14 protein-coding genes are annotated in these 22,098 nt (G+C 66.5%); 6 read left to right on the top strand and 8 right to left on the bottom strand.

The features are described from left to right. Positions 1-137 precede the first annotated feature (137 nt). The gene (locus tag SH602x_RS15475) at positions 138-1,550 is read left to right on the top strand and encodes a DUF1501 domain-containing protein (protein ID WP_479473166.1); all 1,413 of its coding nucleotides are present in this window, start codon (positions 138-140) and stop codon (positions 1,548-1,550) included. A gap of 9 nt (positions 1,551-1,559) precedes the next feature. On the opposite strand, the gene SH602x_RS15470 is transcribed toward SH602x_RS15475, so the two are convergent. Continuing rightward, a complete protein-coding gene (locus SH602x_RS15470; protein ID WP_479473165.1) occupies positions 1,560-1,811 on the bottom strand; it encodes a hypothetical protein in 252 nt (83 codons plus the stop codon). Here SH602x_RS15470 and SH602x_RS15465 point away from each other — a divergent pair. The 3 genes from SH602x_RS15465 (at position 1,798) to SH602x_RS15455 (ending at position 10,679) form a co-directional block, all read left to right on the top strand. Beyond that, on the top strand, positions 1,798-4,176 hold the full coding sequence (locus SH602x_RS15465; RefSeq protein ID WP_479473164.1) for a DUF1549 domain-containing protein: 2,379 nt from the start codon (positions 1,798-1,800) through the stop codon (positions 4,174-4,176). The two genes, SH602x_RS15470 and SH602x_RS15465, sit on opposite strands and share 14 nt — an antisense overlap. A gap of 93 nt (positions 4,177-4,269) precedes the next feature. Next, positions 4,270-6,972, top strand: a complete 2,703-nt coding sequence (locus SH602x_RS15460) for a hypothetical protein (protein WP_479473163.1) — start codon at positions 4,270-4,272, stop codon at positions 6,970-6,972. Next, a complete protein-coding gene (locus tag SH602x_RS15455; RefSeq protein ID WP_479473162.1) occupies positions 6,969-10,679 on the top strand; it encodes a WD40 repeat domain-containing protein in 3,711 nt (1,236 codons plus the stop codon). The genes SH602x_RS15460 and SH602x_RS15455 overlap by 4 nt, the downstream gene beginning before the upstream one ends. Positions 10,680-10,696: 17 nt before the next feature. Here SH602x_RS15455 and SH602x_RS15450 read toward each other — a convergent pair whose 3' ends face one another. From SH602x_RS15450 to SH602x_RS15420, 7 genes are all read right to left on the bottom strand, one after another. Next, complete coding sequence (locus tag SH602x_RS15450) at positions 10,697-12,088, bottom strand: neutral/alkaline non-lysosomal ceramidase N-terminal domain-containing protein (RefSeq protein WP_479473161.1); 1,392 nt, start codon at positions 12,086-12,088, stop codon at positions 10,697-10,699. Between the two features lie 62 nt (positions 12,089-12,150). Beyond that, entirely contained in the window at positions 12,151-15,561 is a 3,411-nt protein-coding gene (locus SH602x_RS15445) for a PVC-type heme-binding CxxCH protein (RefSeq protein WP_479473160.1), read from the bottom strand. Positions 15,562-15,683: 122 nt separating this feature from the next. Next, positions 15,684-16,145, bottom strand: coding sequence for a peroxiredoxin (locus tag SH602x_RS15440; RefSeq protein WP_479473159.1), 462 nt, complete (start codon positions 16,143-16,145; stop codon positions 15,684-15,686). A gap of 211 nt (positions 16,146-16,356) precedes the next feature. After that, entirely contained in the window at positions 16,357-16,830 is a 474-nt protein-coding gene (locus SH602x_RS15435; protein WP_479473158.1) for a hypothetical protein, read from the bottom strand. A gap of 254 nt (positions 16,831-17,084) precedes the next feature. Beyond that, positions 17,085-18,611 (bottom strand): FAD-dependent oxidoreductase, encoded by a 1,527-nt coding sequence (locus SH602x_RS15430; protein WP_479473157.1) that lies wholly within the window; start codon positions 18,609-18,611, stop codon positions 17,085-17,087. Positions 18,612-18,649: 38 nt separating this feature from the next. Continuing rightward, complete coding sequence (locus SH602x_RS15425) at positions 18,650-19,522, bottom strand: SDR family oxidoreductase (protein WP_479473156.1); 873 nt, start codon at positions 19,520-19,522, stop codon at positions 18,650-18,652. A gap of 99 nt (positions 19,523-19,621) precedes the next feature. Continuing rightward, complete coding sequence (locus tag SH602x_RS15420; protein WP_479473155.1) at positions 19,622-20,245, bottom strand: response regulator; 624 nt, start codon at positions 20,243-20,245, stop codon at positions 19,622-19,624. A 429-nt stretch (positions 20,246-20,674) separates the two neighbouring features. Here SH602x_RS15420 and SH602x_RS15415 point away from each other — a divergent pair, with 429 nt between their 5' ends. Together SH602x_RS15415 and SH602x_RS15410 are read left to right on the top strand one after the other, a co-directional pair. After that, entirely contained in the window at positions 20,675-21,091 is a 417-nt protein-coding gene (locus tag SH602x_RS15415; RefSeq protein WP_479473154.1) for a CBS domain-containing protein, read from the top strand. 470 nt (positions 21,092-21,561) lie between these two features. Beyond that, entirely contained in the window at positions 21,562-22,086 is a 525-nt protein-coding gene (locus SH602x_RS15410) for a TspO/MBR family protein (protein ID WP_479473153.1), read from the top strand. The last annotated feature ends 12 nt before the right edge of the window (positions 22,087-22,098 follow it).

Genomic DNA, 22,098 nt, shown 5'->3' with positions numbered 1-22,098 from the left:
GCATAAAATCTCGTTGACATCCGATGACGAACAGGGACACTGACTTCAGGCGCTAGCGCTCCGGGCCTGATTCGAGGATCGAATCGTCCGGAGTTCGCGGCGTCTTCCCGCCACTTATCCCCGCCTGGAACGGTTCGATGGATCGACGTGCCCCTCGTTGTCCCGGTCCCGTTCGTCGCCGCGACGTATTGCGCATCGGCGCTCTCGGCGTCGGCGGAATGTGCCTCTCGGACCTGCTCCGGCTGAGGGAAGCTTCCGCGTCGCCGGCGGCGCCCGCGCCCGATACTTCGGTCATCTTCGTCTGGCTCCCTGGCGGTCCGCCGCACATGGAGACCTACGATATGAAGCCGGACGCTCCGGCGGATTATCGCGGCGAATTCAAACCGATCCCGACGAACGTTCCGGGGATCGACGTCAGCGAACTGCTCCCTCTGCATGCGAAGTGCGCGGACCGTTACACCCTCATCCGGTCGATCGCGCACGAGTTCGCCGACCACGGCGGCGGCCATAAGCGCTTTCTCACGGGGCGACACCCGAAGACGCCGACCGGCTTCGTGAACGATGCCCCCGCCGTCGGGTCGATCGTGGCGAAGATGCGGGAGGACGTACAGCGGGGCGTGCCGAACTACGTCTCGACGACGCACGCCGGCCGCGCAGGGGTCGATACCTACAGCTTCGGCGCCGCTTACCTCGGCCCCGCGTACGCGCCGTTCAACGTTCCGGGCGATCCGAGCCAGCCTGAATTCCAGGTGAAGAACCTGGCGCTCTCCACCGAGATGGAATCGCGGCTCGACGACCGCCGGTCGCTACTGGCGAGCCTCGATACGATCCGCCGGGACATCGACCGCTCAGGTTCGATGGAGGCGATGGACAAGTTCGAGCGGAAGGCGTTCGAACTGCTCACCAGCGAGGAGGCGCGCGTCGCCTTCGACCTGACGCGCGAGGATCCGAAGCTGCGCGAACGATACGGTATGCATCCCTGGGGACAGCGGGCGCTCATGGCCCGGCGCCTCGTCGAGGCGGGAAGCAGCTTCGTCACCGTTGTGATGGAGAACCCGCTCAAGACCGGCCAGCAGTTCCCGGACGGCGTCATCTACAACTGGGACTCGCACGCCGTCAACGGCCACATCTTCGACGACGCCCGGTTCCGCATGCCGATCTACGATCAGGCGGTGACCGCGCTCGTGGAGGATATTTACGCTCGCGGCCTCGACAAGAAGGTGATGGTGGTCGTCACCGGCGAGTTCGGTCGGACCCCCCGGATCAGCAACCAGATCGGCACGCAGACGAAAGTGATGCAGCCCGGTCGCGATCACTGGCCCGGCGCGATGTCGGTCCTCGTCTGCGGCGGCGGCATGCGGACCGGCCAGGTGGTCGGCTCGACCGACGCCAAGGGCGAAGCGCCCAAGGATCGCCCCCTCACGCCGAACGACTTCTGGGCCACGGTCTATCGCCACCTCGGCATCGACTGGAACGTCGCCTTCCCCGACTTCAGCGGGCGCCCCATGCCCATCCTGCCTTACGGCGAGCCGATTCGCGAGCTCATCTAACGCCGACCTTCAGCCGGGACGAAGCTGCCCGCGAAGCTCGTGTGCCGTCTTGCCTGCCCTGCCTTCCTCCCGCCCTGTCAGTTCCTGCATGCGAACGTCGATGCCGTCGGTGAACTCTGCGCGCAGCCGCTTCGGCGCCTGGTCGACCTTCGCGTTTGCATGGCTGGCGGTCTCCTGCTTCGCGATTCCGTTCGCCGCCGCAGAAGAACCCGCGTCGTCAGCGGAATTCGTTCCGGTTTCGATCGCGTTGAACGCCGGCACGACGCCGGGAGTTCCCGTCGTTCTCGTCGGCAGCGAGCGGCGACGCCAGTTAATCGCGACCGGGACCGACGCCTCCGGAAAGCCGCGGGATCTGACCCGCACCGTCGCCTGGTCGACCGACCCGGCAGGCGTCGTCGAAGTCTCTCCGTCCGGCTTCGTCACGCCGCTCAGTGACGGCGTCGCGACCGTCGTGGCGACTTCGGAAGCGGGACTGACGGCCACGCTATCCGTCGAGGTCCGTTCGTTCGAGCACGACCCGCCGGTCAACTTCACGAACGAAGTCGTGCCCATCCTGACCAAGAAGCTCTGCAACTCGGGCGGTTGCCACGGCAAAGCGGGCGGGCAGAACGGCTTTCGCCTATCGCTCCTCGGGTTCGAGCCGCAGGAAGACTACGAACACCTCGCCCGCGAATCGCGCGGCAGGCGCTTGAGCCCCGCGTCGCCCGAGCGAAGCCTGCTCTTGCAGAAGGCGTCCGGCGGCCTGCCGCACGGCGGCGGACCGTTGATCGCGGCGGACTCGACGAACTATCGCGTGCTCCGCCGCTGGATCGCGGAAGGCGCTACGTTCGGCGACCCGGCAGCCGCCCGCGTCGAAAGTATCTCCGTCCATCCGTCGACGCGGACGATGACGCCCGAGAGCGAACAGCAACTGATCGTGATCGCGACCTACACCGACGGCACGACGGTCGACGTCACCGCCGAGGCGCAGTACGAAGCCAACGCTCCCGAGATGGCGGAGGTCGACGCCAGGGGCCTGGTCCGCACGACCGATCGCGCGGGCGACGTCGCCGTGATGGTGCGTTACCAGTCGAAAGTCGCCACGTTCCGCGCGACGGTGCCGCTCGGCGCTCCGATGCCTTCGCTTCCCCCGGCGAAGAACTTCGTCGACGAACTGGCCTTCGCGAAGCTGACGACGCTCGGTCTGCCGCCGTCGGATGTCTGCGACGACGCGACGTTCGTCCGTCGCGTCACGATCGATTTGGCCGGTCGTCTGCCCACGCCGGAGGAGATCGAGGCGTTCCTCGCCGATGCCGATCCGGCCAAGCGAGATGCGAAGATCGACTCGCTCCTCGCAAGCGCCGACTACGCCGACTGGTTCGCGAAGAAGTGGACGGCCATCCTTCGCAACAAGCGCGAGGCCGAAGAGGAAAAGCACGGGTCGTTCGCGTTTCATGCCTGGGTCCGCAAGTCGCTCCACGAAAACTCCCCGTACGATCGGTTCGTCCGCGAAGTGATCGCCGCCTCCGGCGAACCCGCAGAAAGTCCTGGCGTCATCTGGTATCGCGAAGTTCCCGAACAGAAGGTCCAGGCCGAGGACGCCGCGCAGCTCTTCCTCGGCATTCGCCTGCAGTGCGCCCAGTGCCACCACCATCCGTTCGAACGCTGGAGCCAGGAGGACTACTGGCGATTCACCGCCTTCTTCGCGCAGGTCGGTCGCAAACCCGGCTCGCTCCCGGGCGAAGAACGTATCTTCCACAAGCGCGGCGTGGCGACGACGGTCGACAGCAAGACGAAGCAGCCCGTCACGCCGGCGGGACTCGGCGGCGAGCCGCTGACGATTCCCGCGGACCAGGATCCGCGGCATCTTCTGGTCGACTGGATGACCGATCCGGCGAATCCCTTCTTCGCGAAGGCGCTCGCTAATCGCTACTGGAAACACTTCTTCGGGCGCGGCCTGATCGACCCCGAGGATGATCTGCGGGAGACCAACCCGCCGACGAACCCCGAACTGCTCGACGCGCTCGCGAAACAGTTCGTCGACAGCGGCTACGACCTGAAGGAGCTTTGCCGGACGATCTGCCGCTCGACGACGTACCAGCTCAGTTCGACGCCGAACGAATTCAACGTCGACGACAGCCAGGCCTACTCGCGTCACTACCCTCGAAGGCTTCCGGCGGAGATCCTGCTCGACGCGGTCGACGGCGCCACCGGATCGCCGTCGCGATTCTCCGGCGTCCCGGCAGGTGTCCGCGCGGTGCAGCTTCCCGACTCGGCCTTCAATTCGTACTTCCTGACGACCTTCGGACGGCCCGAGGGAGAAAGCGCCTGCGAGTGCGAACGGACCAGCGACGCGAACCTCGCCCAGGCGCTCCATCTGATCAACTCCGACGAGACGCTGAACAAGCTCTCCGCGGGCGGCGGACTGGCCGCGAAGCTTTCGGCTGACGGCGAGACGGAGCTTCGCGCGAAGATCCGCCGCATCTACCTGCAGGCCGTCTCGCGTCCGCCGACGGCGGAAGAAGAAGCGCTGGTCTACGACTACGTGCAGCGGAAGTCGAGCGAGCCGAACTACGATGCGAAGAAGGCGTTCGAGGACGTCGTCTGGTCGCTCGTCAACTCGAAGGAATTTCTCTTCACGCGCTGACGCGACTGCGTCGCAGCCCAGCCATCCCCTCCTGTTCCGCCGTTCGCCGCGCGATCGAAGTTACGCCCGCGTCGAACGCCCGTCCCGCCTCCGATGATCTGTTTCCTGCGTCGTTTCCCGGTCGTCGCTGCGCTCTCCGCGCTTCTATCGGCGAGCGTCTGCGCGCAACTGCCCGATCCCCGGCTGAAGTCGATTTTCCCTCCGGGCGGAGCGCGCGGTTCGGAGGTCGAGGCGACGATCTCGGGAACCGATCTCGACGAGGCAGCGTCGCTCGCCTTCACTCACCCCGGCATCGTCGCGGTAACGAAGACGGAACCGCCTCGCGCTTTCGAGACGGAGCCGCGGGTCGTCCCTGATCGATTTCTGATCCGCATCGCAGGCGATGTGCCGCCCGGGCTGTACGAGGTCCGTGCTCTGGGCCGGTTCGGGCTGTCGACGCCGCGCTCGTTCGCCGTCGGTCTGCTTCCAGAGACGGTCGAAACCGGCAATCCGCAGTCGCTCGAAACGGCGATGCCGATCGCCTTCGGCTCGGTCGTCAACGGACGAACCGGGAGCGAGGCGTACGACTACTTCCGCTTTCCTGCGAAGGCAGGTGAGCCGGTCTCTCTGCGATGCGAGGCGGCGCGGATCGACTCGCCCGTGATGCCGCGGCTGGAACTGCTCGACGCGACCGGCACTCTGCTGGCCGTGAGCCGGGGCGAGTCGCCGGGCGACGCGACGCTCGACTTTCAGATTCCCTCGGACGGCGAATTCGTCGTGAAGCTTTTCGACGCTCTGTACCGAGGCGGGGACGAGTATGCCTATCGCCTGACCGTCGCGGCTCTCCCTCGCATCGAATCCGTCTTTCCGCCGATCGCGACGCCGGGCGCCGCGGCGCCGTTCGAGATCCTCGGTCGCGGGCTGCCTGGCGCAACGCCGGCTCAGCGAACTGCAGAGTTCAGCCGACCGCTCGAACGGATCGACGTCGAGATCGCAGCGCCCGTTCTCGGAGACGATCCCGACATCGCCGCGCTGAGCAGCCTGTTCGACGTTTCCTCGGCAGATCTCTCCGGCTTCGTTCACCGGATCGAAACGCCTGTCGGATCGAGCGAACCCTTCTTTCTCGGCTATGCGACGGCGCCGAACGTTCGAGAGATCGAAGCGGGCGAAACGTCCGATGCCGCTCAGCCGGTCGAAGCGCCGTGCGAAATCGTCGGAACGCTGCCGACGGCCCTCGACCGCGATCGCTTCGTTTTTCGTGCGAAGTCAGGCGAGCGCTTCGCCGTCGAGGCCGTTTCGCAGCGACTGGGTCAGCCGACGGACCTGGAACTGGTCGTCGAGCAGCTCGTGACGGACCCGACCGGCATCGTGACGACGCGGGAGGTCGCCGCGGCGGACGACGTCGACAAGGCGATCGCCAATCCGCCCTTCGATCGCCCGATGCGCGATCCGGCGCTCGTGTTCGTCGCCGACGTCGACGGAGAGTATCGGGTCAGCGTTCGCGATCTGGCGGGCGGGACGACGCCCGATCCCAGAAGAGTCTACGCTCTCGCGATTCGGCCCCCCGCGCCGGACTTTCGCCTGGTCGCGACGGTGAAGAATTTCGCGGAACCGGTCGCGATGGGCGAGACCGCAAGCGCGACCGTCCTGAGGCGAGGCGGAACCGCCGTCATCGCCGTGCAGGTGATCCGCCGCGACGGATTCGACGGCGCCGTGACCCTCACCGCGACGGATCTTCCCTCAGGCGTCACGTCGCCGCCGGTGACCGTGGGACCGGCGCGCACTCTGGCGATGCTCGCCTTCGCGGCCGCGCCGGACGCCGCCGTTTCGCAGGCGCCGATCCGCATCGTCGGAGAAGCCCTGATCGACGGCGCCTCCGTCCGACGCGCCGCGATCGGCGCCCTGATCGTTCGGGAAAAGGTCGGGCGCACCACGAACGCCGCAACCCGTCTCACGGCCAACGCTTCGCTATCCGTGATCGCTGAAGAAACGCCGCTCTCCCTGGAAATCGCTGGCGAAACGAGCCTCTCGGCCTCGCGTGCGGGCAAGGTCACGATCCCTGTTCGCATCGTCCGGCATGCAGGCGCCGAACGGGCGGTCGAAATCGCCATCGACGGCGCTCCTGCGGAGATCGTCGCAACGGCCCTCTCGGCCCCGGAGGGAACGACCGACGCGACGCTCGAGTTGAAGCTCGATCCCAAGGCGCCGCTCGGCCCGATTCCGTTCGTGCTCACGGCGAAGTCGCAGGTCGCTTACGCGAGAGATCCGCAGGCCGCCGTCGCTGCCGCGGAGAAGCTGGCCGCGCTCGATGCCATGATCGCGAGGCTCACGGCGGAGAACGCCGATCCAGAAACTCTCAAGGCGGCGGGCGAAGAGCGAAAGGTCCTGGAAAAGCGTGCGCAGGATTTGGCCAAGGCTGCCGAGCCGAAGGAGATCGCCGTCGTCGCGCATTCCCTGCCGGTCACGGTCACCATCGCCGAGGCGTCCTTCGAGATCACGGCGACTCCGCCCGCGACGGCGATCGCGCGGGGCAGCGACGCGGAATTCGTCGTCGACGTCGCCCGCTCGTTCGGCTTCGCGGACGCCGTGGAACTGGAGGCGGTCATCCCCGCCGACTTCGCAGGAGTCGCCGTCGACAAGGTCGTCGTTTCGCCCGAAGCGACGCAGGCGAAGCTCGTCGTCAAGACTATGCCCGAGGGACCCGCTGGCGAACTGAAGCTGACCCTGCGGGGAAGCGCGACGTACGAGGGGACGCGCCTGCAGATCGAACGGCCTGTCACTCTCTCGATCGGGCCGCCCGTTGCGGCGATGCCATGACGCCATCCTTTCATCCGCCTCGAACGCTCGCGTCGCTGTGCGTAGTCGCCGCGGCGCTGCTGAGCGGCGCCCTCGCCGGCGACGAGCCCGGACTGCCGTTCGTCGCCCCGGCAGCGGATCTGCAGGTCGACTTCGGCCGCCACGTTCTGCCCCTGCTCAAGAAGCGCTGCGTCGCGTGTCACAGCGCAAGCATTCAGGAGGGAGACCTGTCGCTCGAGTCGCACGAGGCAATTCTGAAGGGCGGAGCGTCGGGTCCCGCCGTCGTGACCGGCAAGGCGAACGAGTCGCTGCTCTTTCGCCTCGCCGCGCATCGCGAAGAGCCCGTCATGCCGCCGGCGGAGAACGACGCGAACGCGGCGAATCTTTCGCCGGAAGAGTTGGGCCTGCTCCAGGCGTGGATCGATCAGGGGGCGAAACAGGGCGACCCCGCGGCGGGCGACGCCGTCGCCTGGCAGGCGCTCGACGCGTCATACGGGCCCATCTACGCGGCCGACATTTCTTCCGACGGGCGCTACGCCGCCGCCGCTCGCGCAAACCGGGCGATGCTGTTCGACCTGGTCTCGAAGCGCGAGATCGGCAGACTGGTCGATCCGTCGCTGGCCGATAGCGATCTCTACCGCGGCGCCGGCGTCGCCGATCTCGACGCGGTGCAGTCGCTCGCCTTCAGTCGCGACGGCCAGCGTATCGCGACCGGCGGATTCCGCACCGTCCGCATCTGGAAACGCGACGAAGGCGCTCCCGTCCGAACGTTCGCTGGGGAGGCGCTGCCCGCCCGCGCGATCGCTTACTCGTCCGATCGTTCGCTTGCGGCGATCGTCGGAGAAGAAGGCACGCTCCGTTTGTTCGATCTCCGAACGAACGAGTTTCGTTCCGCGTTCGGCACGAAGGCGCTCGATGTCGCATGCGTCGCGTTCTCGCCGGACGGAACGCGACTCTTCGCCGGATCGAGCGAGGGAGGAGTCTTGTTCTCGGTCGCCGACGGATCCGAACTGGGCAAGCTGTCGACCCCATCCTCGACCGAAGCCGCTGCGTTCAGCGCGGACGGAAGCTCGATCGTCCTTGGAGGGGCCGACGGCATGCTTCGCGTCTACGCAACTTCCGCTGCTCCCGAGAACGCGACGCCGAACGAGCTTGCGGAACACCAGGGCGCCGTCGTCGCCGTCGCTGCTCTTCCCGCGGACGCGAACGCGATCGTCTCCGCCGGCATCGACGGAACGGCTCGGCTCTGGAATCTGTCGACGAAGAGCCAGACGCGGCAGTTCGATCACGGCGCTCCGCTGACCGCTCTCGCGATCAGCCCCGACGGAAAGCGCCTCGCCACAGCCGGCGTCGACGGCACTGCGACCATTTGGGACGTCGAGTCGGGAGCCAGGATCGCGCAGGTTTCGCGAGACTCGGAGGATAAGTTCCGCGACGGCGAACTGCGCCATGCGATCGAAGTCGCGAAGCTCTTCGAGCGGACGGCGAAATCCGATCTGGATACGGTCCTGAAACGCGAGCGCGCCGAGTCCGATGTTTCCGATGTCAGGGAACTCTTCGCCGCCGAGACGCGACTGGCCGCGAAACGAAAGGCGACCGACGCCGAGAAGCCGATTGCCGAGAAGGATGCGGCGGAGAAGGCTGTGAATGAAGCTCAGGCGGCGCTGGACGCGGCAATCGCGGCGAAGACTTCCGCGGAAACGTCGAAGGTCGAAGCGACAGCTTCGCTTGCGACGGCCCGCACGCAGCGCGAATCGGGCGCAGTCGACGAGGCGACGCTGAAAGCGGCGGAGGAGCGGGAGAAAGTGGCCGTCGAGGCGGAAAAGCAGGCCGTCGCCGCCGTCGCCGAGACGACGAAGAAGCGGGACGACGCCAAGCGGGAAGCCGACCGCCTGCGACCGATCGCGCAGAAAGCGATCGACGAACGAACGGTCGCCGAGGGAGGCGCACGCACTGCCGCACGCGAAGCGGAAGTCGCTCGCCAGATCGCCGCCGCGACCCTCGCGAGTCTGCCTGCTGTCGAAGAAGAATGGATGCGAAAGGTCGGGGAAAGACGTTCTCGGGAGGCTGAATTGGCGACGTTCCTCGCTCAGGCCGAAGCGCGGACCGAACGGCGGCGCGAACGAACGGCGTTCCTCACGAGCACGCTGCGCGAAGCGGCGACGCTTCGGCAGCGAGTTCGCGCCATGACCGATCCGCCGGCTGAGCCGTCCGCCGAAGTCGCGGCAGCGAAGGCGAAAGCGGACGCCGAGCTTCAAGCAGCCGCGATCTCGCTGGAAGAGCGCCTTCAGGCGGCCTGGAAAGCCTCCGTCGACAAGCGGACCAGCTTCGATCAAGGAACGGCGGCGAAGCGTAACGCCGAAGAAGCGCTCAGCCGTGCGAACGAGTTGGTCCAGGCGGCGACGGCGCGGAAGGACGCCGCCGACCAGGCGCTCGCCGACGCGCAATCCAAACTCTCCGCCGCGATGACCGATGACGATAAGGAACTCCGACAGCTCGCCGTGACGATCGCCCAGCGGAACGCGACTTCCGCAGCCGAGTCATTCTCGGAGGCTTCAGACGCCCGGACCGCCGCCGAGGTCCGGAAGGTCGAAGAAGAACGGCTGGCAGAAGCCGCGAACGCGGAGAAGACTCGCCTCGTCCAAGAAGCGACTGCCGCGCTTGCCGAAGCGAAGACGGCGTACGCGACGGCTCATGCCGCGGCCCTCGCCGAAGGCGAAGCGGCAAGCGGCCCGCGAGGCGCGCTCGCGACCGTCGATCTCGTACTCGCTTCGGCGCGGCAGGCGCAGTCGGCGGAGCGACCCTCCCTGCGCGACGTCGCGTTCTCAAAGTCCGGCGATCGAGCGGTGATCGTCGACGAAGCTGGCGGGGTCGCGACCTTCCACGTCGAGACCGGCGAGCCGCTGATGCGTTTCGAGGTCGAGGGTTCGGGCCCTCTGGCAGTCGCCTTCGATGCCGACGATCGGCTGACGCTGGCGTCCGCCGACGGGTCGCTGCGGACGTTCGAGAGCGACCCGGTCTGGCGGCTGGAACGGACGATCGGCGCTCCCGATGCGAGCGTCGCGTTCGCCGATCGGGTCGTCGCTCTCGAGTTCGATCCGTCCGGGACGCTGCTGGCGACGGGAGGAGGCGAGCCCTCGCGGTCGGGCGAACTCAAGCTCTGGAACGTCGAGTCGGGCGAGCTCGTGCGCGACTTCGCCGGCGCTCATAGCGACACGGTCTTCGACGTTTCGTTTTCGAGCGACGGGTCGCAGCTCGCGTCATGCGGCGCCGATCGCTTCGTGAAGACGTTCGACCTCGCGAAGGGGGAGCCGCTTCGCTCGCTCGAAGGGCATACGCACCACGTTCTGTCGGTCGACTGGAGGGCGGACGATCGACTCCTCGCGACGGGCTCCGCCGACCAGACGATCAAGATCTGGGACGTGAAGCTGGGCGAGCAGATCCGCACCATTCAGGGTCTCGCGAAGGAAGCGAACGCTCTCCGCTTCCTCGGCGCGACGGACGAATTCGCCGTCGCGGTCGGCGATGCGCAGGTCGTCAATCGCAACGTCGGCGGCGGAGCCGGCGCCGCGTACGCGACGCCGAGCGACTTCGTCTACGTCGTCCGCTCGACCGCCGACGGCAGGTTCGTCGTCGCCGGCGGACAGGACGGAACGCTTCGCGTCTGGGACCGCTCCGGCAAGCTTCTCGCCGAGTTCGCTCCGCCCGCCGAAAAGGACCAGCCTTAGAATGTCGGCGCGGGACCTTACTTCGCGTCGACCAGTTCCAGGACCTTGCCGATGAGCAGTTCCTCGGCGTTCTCCGCCCAGCGACCGGGCAGTCCGTAGTAGATCATGGAGAAGTCGACCTCGTATCCACCCTCCGGCCGCAGGCGCTTGGAGACCACGTAGGCCATCACGTCGTTCGCGTACGCGGTGACCCAGACGTGCTTCGCGTCGTCGATGTCGCGCTTCAAACGGAGCGAGTAGTCGGATACGACTTCGCCCGCCAGAAAGACCATCGCCAGTTCGTCGCCGAATCGCCAGGTCTGCACCGGCACCGGATAGGAGTCGCGAAGCTTTCCGCCGGCTTCGAGCGTGGCGAGCATCTGCTCGCCGTGTCGCCGGGTCTGAACGTTGTCGCTCTTGGCCAGTTCGCGCACCGCCTCTTCCGTCGGGACTTCGATCGGCAGGTCGACGTGGTCGAACGCCGCGCTTGGGGCCGATTCGATCGGATCGAGCTCGGTCTCGAGCAGTCGCAGGGCCTCGTCCGCCAGCGAACGACCGTACTTCACGGCCGTCTCGCGCGCGCCGCGTACGCGGGGGTTGGCGTCCGCTCCGCAGCCGACCGTCACGAGCGCGACCGTCCCGGGGCGATCGGTTTCCAGGAAGCTCGCGGCGTAGCCGGCCCAGTCGCCGCAGACCTCGTCCGCCGGGCCGAGCGTCGTGCAATGGCAGGCGTAGTTGCAGACCAGGCCGCGAAGTTCTCCGTCGGGCGAAAGGACGCGGAGCATCGGCACCGACCGGTCGACCGAGCCGTTCTCCGTCTCGCCGAATCCGGTCCACTTGCCGTCCTGAATGGCGCGGCGATTGACTGCGAAATCGACCTCGCCCTGCCCGAACGCCAGCGTTCCCAGCGACAGGTCTTCGACGGCTTCGCCCGCAACCTTGACGATCGCGTCAGCCAGCGAGGCCGTGTACCGTTCCGCCGCGGCGCTTTCTTCTTCGGTCAGTTCCGCGGCGAAGAGGTTGCCCAGCCCGCCGACCAGATGGGGCGTCGTGTGGCTGTGCGTCGTCGACAGGACGAAGCGTTCCCGCGCGATGCCGCATTCCTGCTTCAGGCGCTCCGCGATCTTCTCCGTGAAGACCGCCGGGCATCCGATGGAATCGACGGCGACCAGAACGCTCGCCTCGCCGCCTGCCGGCTTCAGCGCCATCGCGCGGGCGTACAACCGATGGACGATCGTGGAGGTCGGGGTCGCACGATTGCCGTATCCGCTCAGTCGCACCGGTTCGGTCGGCGTGACGTCGACCCGGGCGAACCCGAACTTCATTTCCGCCGCGGAAGCGGAATCTCCGAAGCACGCCAGCGCGGCAATGATCGCAAGAAAGAACCATGCGAGGGGCGAACGCACGGCGCGAAAACTGAGGTGCGACATCAGGAGTCCTCCAGGGCGAGAGCGGAAAGCGAGGAGCGTAGAAGGCGGGAACTCACGACAGCTCAGTCGATCGGACGAAGGCGAACGGCTTCGAGGCGCCAGATCTCTTCCTCGACGGTCGAGGTCGCACGAACCGTCACGCGACGTCGACCCGGCTCCAGACGTACGTCGGCGATGGTCCGTTCGACGAAAATCTCTTCGCCGCCCGTGCCCGAGAGTTCGATCGTCCGCGGCTGGCCGTCGATCTCGACCGTCGCGACGGCGCCGCCCGTCGTGGCGACGCGTCCGTACTCGATCGAGAGTCGATAAGTCGCGGCGCGCCGGACGTCGACCGTCCAGGCGACGGAGTCGGCGTCGCTCTTCCACGCGACGAGATCGTTCCGCTCGGTACGAAACGTCAGCGTCGGCCCGTAGATTTCCGCGTCGGGAGCCAGCAGCCAGAACTCGCCGCGGAGGCCCTCGGGTTCGACCGCTTTCGGCTCGTTGCCGACGAACGACTTTCGTTCAGCGCGGGACTCGCGGAGGTACGCGATCAGATCGGCCATCTGCTGCGGCGTCAGGTCCTTCTCGAATCCGACCGGCATGAGCGAGACGCCGGAACTCTTGATCGTTTCGATCTCCGATGCGAGCAGCTTCGTCCGCTTCCCGTCGGCAGCGAGCAGCTCCACCGCATCCCCCGCTTCGGAAGCGAGCAGCCCCTGATGCGTCCGCCCGTCCGAACCGACAGCGAGGTAGCCCATGAACTTCGTTTCGACCGCTCGATTCGGATCGAGGATCGCGACGAGCATCGCCTCGGGCGACCGGTCGCTCAGCGCCGCGAGATCGGGCCCGACGTCGTGCCCGCGATCCCTCAACCGATGACAGGTCGCACAATGCCGGTCGAACAGAGCCGCGCCCCGTTCCGCTTCGGCAGCGAGCCCGAGCGATGCGCGATAGCCTTCGATCACCCGCCCCCGCTCTTCGTCCGACGGACCTCCGAGCGCAACGGCCGCGAGTTCGCGAATCTCTTCGTCGTCATCGGTCAGCAGCGACTGCCGGCGCCCCGCGTCGAGGGCCGAGGCCGGGATCGCCCCCGATGCGATCGCCTGGAGCAGACTGACTCGCCATGTCCGGACCGACGCCAGCCGATCGAGGGCCGTCGCTCGCGCCGCGGGCGCGAGATGCTTCCAGGCTCCGACGATATGCTCGGGCGCCTCGGCGGGATTCGCGAGGAGCGCCGCGTCGATCGCCGCGATCTGCAACTCTGCCGGAACGCCTGTCGCAAGGAGCGCCGCGAACCGGTCGAGGTCTTCCCCCTGCGCCAGCGTCGCGATCAACCGCAAGGCCTGCGTTCGCTCGGCGATCGGCCATTTTTCTTCGGACACGCAGCGTCTCGCGAACGCGACGACGCCGTCAATAGCGCCGAGGAGCCGCCCCAGATCCTCGTCGGCATCGTCGCGAAATTTGGCGAGAGACGAGGATCGCCTTCGCAAGGCGGCGTCCAGCTCGACCAGCATTCTGACCTGCCGCGACCGGTCGAGCCTCGATGCTTCCGTCGGGAGGATCGCCGCCAGAAGCGCCCGCATCGACTCCGCGTCGCCGAGAGCGGCCGCCAGGCCGAGCGCCTCCGTCAAAACCTCCGCGGGCAGTTCGTCGCTTGGTTCGATGAGACGCTGCACGAAGCCTTCGACGTCGTTCGTCGCCGAGCTGAACACGGCAGCGCGAAGGTACGCGTCGTCCCCATGGCGCAGCGCGATCTCGGCCAGCAGTTCGCCTCCTTCGCCTTCCGGCATCTCGCCCAGCGAGAAGGCGACCTGCATCCGAACTCGCTCCGCAGGGCTCGCGATCAGTTGCGCCAGCGCCGCACGCAGCTCTGCCGAATCCCGCAGCCGGGGCTCGGCCAGTCGAGCGGCGAAGCGTCGGACCTCCGCGTCGCGATCCTGCATCGCCGCCGCGATGGTCGTGTCGCTCAACGCTTCTATCGACTGGAGCGCGCCCAGCGCCTGAATCCGCACCGCCGGCGCATCGGCATCGCGGACCAGATCTTCCAGCGCAGGCGCCGCGTCCTTGTCGCCCCGCCAGGCGAGCGCCATGTGCGCCCTGTCGCGGGCCGTTCCGTTCGGGCTGTCGAGCGCGCGGACCAGTTCGTCCGTCGACTTGGCCTTCGTTCGCGGAATCTCTCGCAGCGGTCGATCGGCAGGCACGACGCGATAGATTCGCCCCCGTTCGTGTCCGGCGCGTACGTCGAGCTGAGCCTCGCGTTCGTCGGGGATCCATTCCGGATGCTCGATCACCGCCCGGTACATGTCGGCGATCCAGATCGCGCCGTCGGGTCCTGTCCGCGTCATGGCAGGGCGACACCACGGATCCGACGAACGAAAGAACTCCGTCGCCTCCTCCTCTGCCGCACGCCGGCTGCTCCATCGTGCGCCGTCCAGGGTCATGACCTCGCGATGGACCAGGTTATGGACCGGCTCGGCGACGAACGAAGCGCCGCGGTAGGCCTCGCCCAGCAGGTCGTCGCGGTAGATCGACAGTCCGCAGGCCGAGGTGAAGCGGTTCGCCTTGTTCAGATCGTTGAAGCGCTCCAGCGTCGGGCTGCTCGGATAGACCCGCGAAGCGCCGGGCGTTTCAGAAATGGGAGCCTGCGGCGACGGCGCCGCCAGATGGGGATTTCGCAGCAGGTAACGCTCCGGAAGCGTGACCTGGAAGCCGGGATCGCTGTTGGTCGTGCCGAACCAGTCGTCGAAGTCGTTTCGCGCGCGCCCGAATTGCGTACGACCGCTCTCCTGTTCGATCCGCAACGTCTCCGGATCGAATCGGAAGTCGCCTCGGATGCGAACCGGCTCGCTGCCTTCGACAGAGACTTCCGCCTGACCTTCTTCGCCGCCGGCATGCACCCAGCCGTCGAGGCCCCAGACGAAGCCGTTCATCAGATGCTGCGGGTTCGCGCGGGTGAAGCCGTTAAAGAGCGTCCGCCGCAGGTCGCAGCGTCCGTCGCCGTCCGTATCCTCCGCGTAGAAAATCTCGGGCGAGGCGCTTACCAGAATTCCGTCTCGCCAGGCCATCACGCCGTTCGCCAGCGGCAGCTTCTCGAGGAACACGTCACGCCGGTCGAAACGCCCGTCGTCGTTCGAGTCGGTCAGACGCACCACGCGCCCCCCTTCGCCGCTGGGGTAGTCGGCCATCTCGACGACCCAGAGTTCGCCGTCCGTTCCCCAGTCGAACGCGACCGGGTCGAAGACCAGCGGTTCCGCTGCGACGAGTTCGACGCGCAGCCCTTCGGGGACGTCGATCGAAGCCAGCCCTTCGTTGGGAGAGAGCGGAGGGGGAAACGCGTTTGAAGGATCTTCGGCCGAAAGCCCCAGCGGGAAAAGCGTCGCCACGACGGCGAACAGGGCGCCGGGGATGCGAAGCGTCCCGACTACGCGATTGGCGGCGCCTCGCGGCAAGGAACTGCGGAAGCGCAGCATCCGGTCGTAGCACGTCGACATGCGAGGCTCCCGAAGGGGGCGGGACGCAACAGGGCGGGAGGCAAGCGGCAGCGGAGGCGGACCCGCATTCTACCCCCCGTGCAGGAGCCACGCGACGAACTACCGCCTCTCCGCAGCGCTCGTTACAGCGCCTGCGACCTGACGACTTCCAGCGCCCGTTCGACATGCTCGTCCGCGATCCAGACGGCGGAGAACGCCATCTGCACGATCCCTTCCTTATCGATCACGAACGTGACCCGCTTGGGAATGAGCCCCAGCGTATTGGAGATGCCGAACGCCTCGCGGAGCTTTCCGTCGCGATCGCTCACCAGCACGAACGGGAGTCGGTTCCGCTCCGCGAACTTCTGGTGTCGGGCGTCGGAGTCGCCGCTGACGCCGATGACGACCGCGCCTGCCTCTACGAAGTCTTCGTAAGAATCGCGAAACGCGCAGGCCTCTTTCGTGCAGGTCGGCGTGCCATCCATGGGATAGAAGAAGAGCACGACCGACCGCTGCCCCCGATAGTCGGCGAGCCGGACCGTCTCGCCGTTGGAGCCGATCGCTTCGAACGGGGGCGCAGGTTGTCCGACTTCGACGGCAGGCATAAGGAGAGTCCAAGTTAGAGGAGAAAGGCGAGGAGGCGCGAGGCCGATCACGTCGCCTCTTCCCACTTCAGTCTATCGCGTTGCAAGTCGACCGGCGGAGCGACATTCGCCGACGGTCCGTCGGCGCAATAAAAAAGACCGGCTCGCGACAGAGGCGGCCGGCCTTTTCGAAATCGCTGGTTCCTGATCAGGAACCAGGACGTGACTCGATTCACCAGGGAGCCTGGCAGTTCGTGCATCCGCTCGTCGGCTGAGCATAAACGGGAGCCGACTGATGGCCGCCGCTTCCGCAGCATCCGCCCTGCGAAGCGTAGCCGCCATGATGAGCGACCTGTCCGCCGCCGAAGCATCCGCCGCGATGGCGGCGATGATGACCGGCGTGGCCGCCGCCGCAACAACCGCTCGACGCGACGTGGCTGACGTGATGAACCGGCGCGCTGTCGCAGCAGGGAGCCGCGTGAGCGACCGGTGCGCTGTCGCAGCAGGGCGCGGCTGCGACGACCGGCGCCGAATCGCAGCAAGACGCGGCAGGCGCGCAGGCAGCGACGTGGCTCGTGTGGCAGCCGTGGCTCTGGTGACCGCAGCGATGCTTGCGGCCCCAGAACGCGTCGGCGTCGCTGGCGAAAGCGAACAGTCCGACGATCGCGAGGCCGCACACGGCAGCCGACTTCCATCCATTCCCCATGAGCTGGTACTCCGTTGAGAGAGGTGCAAGGGAGCCGACGCCACGCATGAATCGCCGCGCTGCTCATTCCCGGCAAGCGACTCGCCGCCTGACGAGTCGCATCGGAATATTTTGCCGAGAACGCGCCGTCGTTACGGTCGCCCTACGCGGTATAGTCTCCCAAACCTGACCGGGAACCCCAGCAGGGCAACTACCGGAGAATTTCCTGGAGGCTTCAGCAGCCTGCCGCCAAGTAAGGGCGAAGTAGATCCCGCTCACTCCGGCTCCGGCGTCAGATCGGAAATCGTAGGACCGTTAAGAACCTTCCCGTACGGATCGAATCGCGATCCGTGGCAGGGACAATCCCAGGTCGAGGCAGCCGCGTCCCAGTGGACGATGCATCCCAGATGAGGGCAAACGGCCGTCATACGGTGCGCGGCGCCGCTGGCATCGCGGTAGCACGCGACCTTCTTGACGCCTTCGCGAAGGACCGCGCCCTGCCCCGGCGGGATCTGATCGGCTGACGCGACGTCGCCTCCCGTGACCAGGTCGAGGTACTGCGCCGCGACGTTCGCCTGCTGCTTGAGCCATGCCGGCAAGCCTCGCACGTTCTTCCGCGCCGGATCGTACAGCGCCTCGTACGGGTTCTCCCGCCCCAGGATCTGATCGCGGATGATCATCCCGGCGATGGTTCCGTGCGTGAGGCCCATGCCGGAGTCGCCCGTCACGATGTAAACGTTCTGGCCTTCCGGGTTGCGCCCCAGGAAACCGAGCCCGTCGATCGTTTCGAAGTACATGCCGGTCCAGCGCTGCTCGACGGCGCCCATCTGCGGAAAGCGCTCGCGGGCCCAGGCTTCGAGTTCGCCGTAGCGTTCGCGTTCGTCCTCGCGAGCCTGCCCCGACTTATGATCGGCCCCGCCGACGATCAGCACTTCGCGGCGCCCGCGCTGGTCCTCGACCGTCTGCAGGCGGACGTAGCGGTAGGGATCGTGCGTGTCCCACAGCAGCGCGTGCGGCGTGCCGGAGGGCATCTCTGCGGCGATGACGTAGGTCGCGTAAGCCGCGATCTTGGTATGCATCGCGAAGCGATCGTTGACCGGCGTATTCGTCGCCACGACGATCGAATCGCAGTGAATTGCATGCCCGCCCGACCTGACGCGGGCCGGCGTTCCGTCCTCGATCGACTCGGTCTTCGAATCGGCGAAGATCGAACCGCCCAGGCGCTCGATGGCATCGGCGAGACCGGCCAGGTACTTCAGCGGGTGAAACTCCGCCTGGTCGAGGAAACGCAGCGCCGGACCTGACTGGCCCTGCATGACAGGAGCCTGGACGACCTTCTCGCTCGACGTCAGACCGGCCCGATGTGCCGCGGCCAGTTCGTCGTTCAACGTCGATTCGTCATCCCCCTCGCCAAGGAACAGATAGCCGTCCACCCGGCGAAAGTCGCAGTCGATCCCCTCGTGGCGGGAGATCTCCTCGATCAGGTCGATCGCGGCGCCGTGACTTTCGACGGCGAGCCTCGCGTTATGGGCTCCGTGAAGCTGTTCGGTTTCGTAGATGCCGTCGTCGATGACGTTCGACAAATGGGCCGACGTGTACCGCGTCATCCCGGCCCCGACGGACAGCATGTCGAGCACGATCACCCGCTGTCCTTCGCGAGCGAGCAGGTAGGCGGTCGTCAGCCCCGCGATGCCCGCACCGACCACGCAGACGTCCGCATTGAGCGAATCCGTCAGCCTGGGACGGGGCGTGATCGAGGCGGTCGAACTCCAGAGCGAACTCGTCTGCACGGCGGCGGTCATCGCATGATCCTTCGGCAAGTCGTTTCAGTCGATTTCCCTCAGCCCGCGGTCGTCGCGCCGCCGAGCAGCGTAAGCACCTCGCCCGAGACGTAACTCGAATCGACGTTCGAGGCGAAGAAGACGTAGGCGGGCGCGATCTCCTCCGGCTGAGCGGGACGACCCAGCGGCGTCTCCTGGCCGAACGTCTTGTAGTCGTCGTAGTCGCGTTCCGCCGGATTGAGCGGCGTCCAGACCGGCCCCGGCGCCACGCAGTTCACGCGGATCCCCTTCTCGACCAGGCTCTGGGCCAGCGACTTCGTGAACGCGTGGATCGCGCCCTTGGTCGCGGAGTAATCGATCAGGCCCTTGCTCCCCTCCAGGCCGGTGATCGACCCCGTATTCAGGATCGACGCCCCCTGCTTCAGGTGCGGCAGCGCCGCCTTGGCCATGTAGAAATAGCCGTAGATATTCGTCTTGAACGTGCGATCGAACTGCTCTTCGTCGATCTCGTCCAGTCCGCCCGTGTGCTGCTGGTAAGCGGCATTGTTCACCAGGATGTCGAGCTGGCCGAACTCTTCGACGGTGCGCTGCACGGCCTGGCGACAGAACGCGGACTCTCGCACGTCCCCTTCGATCAACAGCGCGCGGCGTCCCTCCTTCTCCACCGCCCGCTGCGTCTCTTCGGCGTCTTCGCGTTCGGAGAGATAAACGATCGCGCAGTCGGCGCCTTCGCGTGCGAACAACACCGCGACCGAGCGGCCGATGCCGGAGTCGCCTCCGGTGATGAGCGCGACCTTGCCGGAGAGCTTGTCCGAGCCGCGATAGTTCGGCGCCGAGTACTTCGGGCGCGGATGCATCGCATGCTCGTCGCCTGGCGGAGCGATCGGCTGCCGCGGAAAGGGGGGCTCGGGCGTGCGCGATTTGGCGGACATGTTCGTCTCCGGACTCTGACGGCAAAGGGCGATCGACGTGTCATCGATCGCCGCAAATGCCGTACCCGGAGCGAAGCCGTCGAATAGATCGACGGGCTGCTAACTGCGATCGAGCGCGTGCGCCGTCGCGTGACGAGCGAGCGCCGCGCTGGAGGGAAGCTGCAGCTTCTCCTTGATGTGCTGCCGGTGGTACTCGATCGTCTTGGGGCTCAGGTGGAGATGCCGCGCGATCTCCTTGACGCTCAGGCCGGCGCCGATGAGCTCGTAAACTTCCATTTCCCGGTCGGACAGCGAATCGAGCGGCGACTGATTGGCGGGCGAGCGCCCCGAATTCTGTCCGAGAATCCGATCGGTCATAGCGGCGCTCAGATAACGCCCCCCTTCGAGGACGCGACGAATCGCGACCAGCAGCGCGTCGGCCGGCTCCTGCTTGCCGACGAAGCCTGCCGCTCCGGCGCGCAGGCAGCGATCGGCGTAGAGCTGCTCGTCATGCATGGAGTAGACGAGCACCTTGGTGTCGGGAGAAGACGTCCCGATCTGGCGAACGAGTTCGAGCCCGTCTCCCTGCTGCAATCGAAGGTCGACGATGGCCAGCTCCGGTTTCTCGCGGCGGACGATCTGCAACGCCTCCGCGGTATCCGACGCTTCGCCGACCAGGGACCAGCCAGGCTGACTCTCGATCGCGCGTGCCAGACCGAATCGAATGAGTTCGTGATCGTCCACGATCAGAATTCGGGTCAGGACAGCCGTCCTCTCTGCTGTCATCGTCAACGACCTGCTCCAAAGGAGTTCGAACGATCGCGGAATCCCCGTCCCGCGTTCGCAGCAGCCAACCAATATCGATCGACGCGGGGGGGCAGCGGGAGCGAGACGTATCGACGACCGTCGCTCGCTCTGCCACCTCGTAACTCTGCCCACACTGCGCCGAGCGCCGGCAGTGAAGCGAGTCCCCGCTGTTAGGCTTTTTTAGCTTTCTGGACAGGAAAAAAAAGCCCCGAAAAACCAGGCTCTGTTCGCAGCCCCTCGCCACGCTGGCGATTTCTGCCGCACAAGGTAAGGTTTCACTTCCGCCGGATCGACCGTTCCGGGCACACCTTATGCACGGCTATCTCGTTCGACCATGAAGTTCTGACCTCGCAGGAGGAGAGATCCATGCTTGCACGAGAATTGATGACTCGCGGCGTCGAATGCGTCCGCCCCGAAGAGAAGCTGCGCGACGTCGCCGTAAAGATGCGTGACATGGACGTCGGCTCGTTTCCCGTCTGCGAAAGCGGACGCCTGGTCGGCATGCTGACCGATCGGGATATCGCGATTCGCTGCGTCGCCGACGGCGAAGATCCGAACAGGACGGCTGTCCGCGACGTGATGTCCGAGGATCTGATCTTCTGCTTCGAGGAGCAGAATGTCGACGAGGTTTCGCAGCTCATGCGACAGCATCAGGTCCGGCGCCTGCCCGTGCTGGACGGCGACAAGAACCTGATCGGCATCATCGCCGTCGCCGACCTCGCGTTGACCGCCTCGGACGAAGATACGGCCGACGCCGTCGAAGGCATCTCGCGTCCGAAGTGATTCGACGGGAACTCGCGCGTTGCGGCGGAACCCGCCGCACGGTACTAAGCCGGGGAGGCGGCTCTCCGGCTTTTCTCGTTCGAGACGCGCGCGAGTGCATTGTGCGGATTGTGACTGGCATTGGAACTCGCGTGCATTTCGAAGTCACTTCAAGATGCGTCGTCAGTTTCGGCGAACTCCATGGTCTGGGTGGCCCGGATTGCTCGTTAATCCGGCCCTTGCCTGAAGATAAAGGGCCAGCCGCAAGAGGCCGTCAGCGGCGGGCGGAACCAAGCTCCGCGGCTTGCCTTGGATCCTCTTGTCGAACTTCGTTCGACCCGGATTGCTAGCAGTCCGGGCCACCCAGGCTCATGCGCGCAAACTGCAAGGTGCGGTCCACGCGCGCGACGACGACCGAAACGCATGAGCCGCTGTCGCTCGTGTAGGATCCATCTCGACAGACTTATTCCGCGATCTGCGAAAGATCCTCGGTGAACAAACTCCGCAGCGTCCTCGTTCTGCTCGCCTGGATCGTGCTCTGCTTCGGCGCTGCGGCGCTCGGTTCGATCGCGACGGCGCCGGAGATTGGCGGCTGGTATCGGACGCTCGCCAAGCCCGAGTGGTCGCCGCCCAATGCCGTCTTCGGACCGGTCTGGACGACCCTCTACCTGATGATGGCCGTCGCGGCTTGGCTCGTGTGGCGAACCCAGGGCGCCGTGAGACGCGCTGATGAGGATCCTGCCGCTCCCGCGAACGCCCGAAGCGTGGCGCCCGCGCTCGTTATGTTCGTCGTGCAACTGGGGCTGAACGTCGCGTGGTCGTGGATCTTCTTCGGCATGCGAAGTCCGGGCTGGGCGGCGATCGAGATCGTCGCGCTCTGGCTCGCGATCGTCGCGACGATCGTCCTGTTCTTCCGGCATTCGCTTCTGGCCGGCTGGATGATGACGCCTTACCTCGCGTGGGTCACGTTCGCCGGGGCGCTGAACTTCGCGATCTGGCGGCTGAATCTCCCCTGAAGAAGAGATCCG

This window comes from Lignipirellula cremea (assembly GCF_056501455.1).
This window is presented reverse-complemented; position numbering and strand designations above follow the sequence as displayed.

Bases quoted from the DNA above. Each gene is read 5' to 3' on its own strand.
- SH602x_RS15460 (WP_479473163.1), top strand. From the start codon at position 4,270: ATGATCTGTTTCCTGCGTCGTTTCCCGGTCGTCGCTGCGCTCTCCGCG.
- SH602x_RS15445 (WP_479473160.1), bottom strand. From the start codon at position 15,561: ATGTCGACGTGCTACGACCGGATGCTGCGCTTCCGCAGTTCCTTGCCG.
- SH602x_RS15475 (WP_479473166.1), top strand. From the start codon at position 138: ATGGATCGACGTGCCCCTCGTTGTCCCGGTCCCGTTCGTCGCCGCGAC.
- SH602x_RS15425 (WP_479473156.1), bottom strand. From the start codon at position 19,522: ATGTCCGCCAAATCGCGCACGCCCGAGCCCCCCTTTCCGCGGCAGCCG.
- SH602x_RS15415 (WP_479473154.1), top strand. From the start codon at position 20,675: ATGCTTGCACGAGAATTGATGACTCGCGGCGTCGAATGCGTCCGCCCC.
- SH602x_RS15430 (WP_479473157.1), bottom strand. From the start codon at position 18,611: ATGACCGCCGCCGTGCAGACGAGTTCGCTCTGGAGTTCGACCGCCTCG.
- SH602x_RS15440 (WP_479473159.1), bottom strand. From the start codon at position 16,145: ATGCCTGCCGTCGAAGTCGGACAACCTGCGCCCCCGTTCGAAGCGATC.
- SH602x_RS15435 (WP_479473158.1), bottom strand. From the start codon at position 16,830: ATGGGGAATGGATGGAAGTCGGCTGCCGTGTGCGGCCTCGCGATCGTC.
- SH602x_RS15455 (WP_479473162.1), top strand. From the start codon at position 6,969: ATGACGCCATCCTTTCATCCGCCTCGAACGCTCGCGTCGCTGTGCGTA.
- SH602x_RS15450 (WP_479473161.1), bottom strand. From the start codon at position 12,088: ATGTCGCACCTCAGTTTTCGCGCCGTGCGTTCGCCCCTCGCATGGTTC.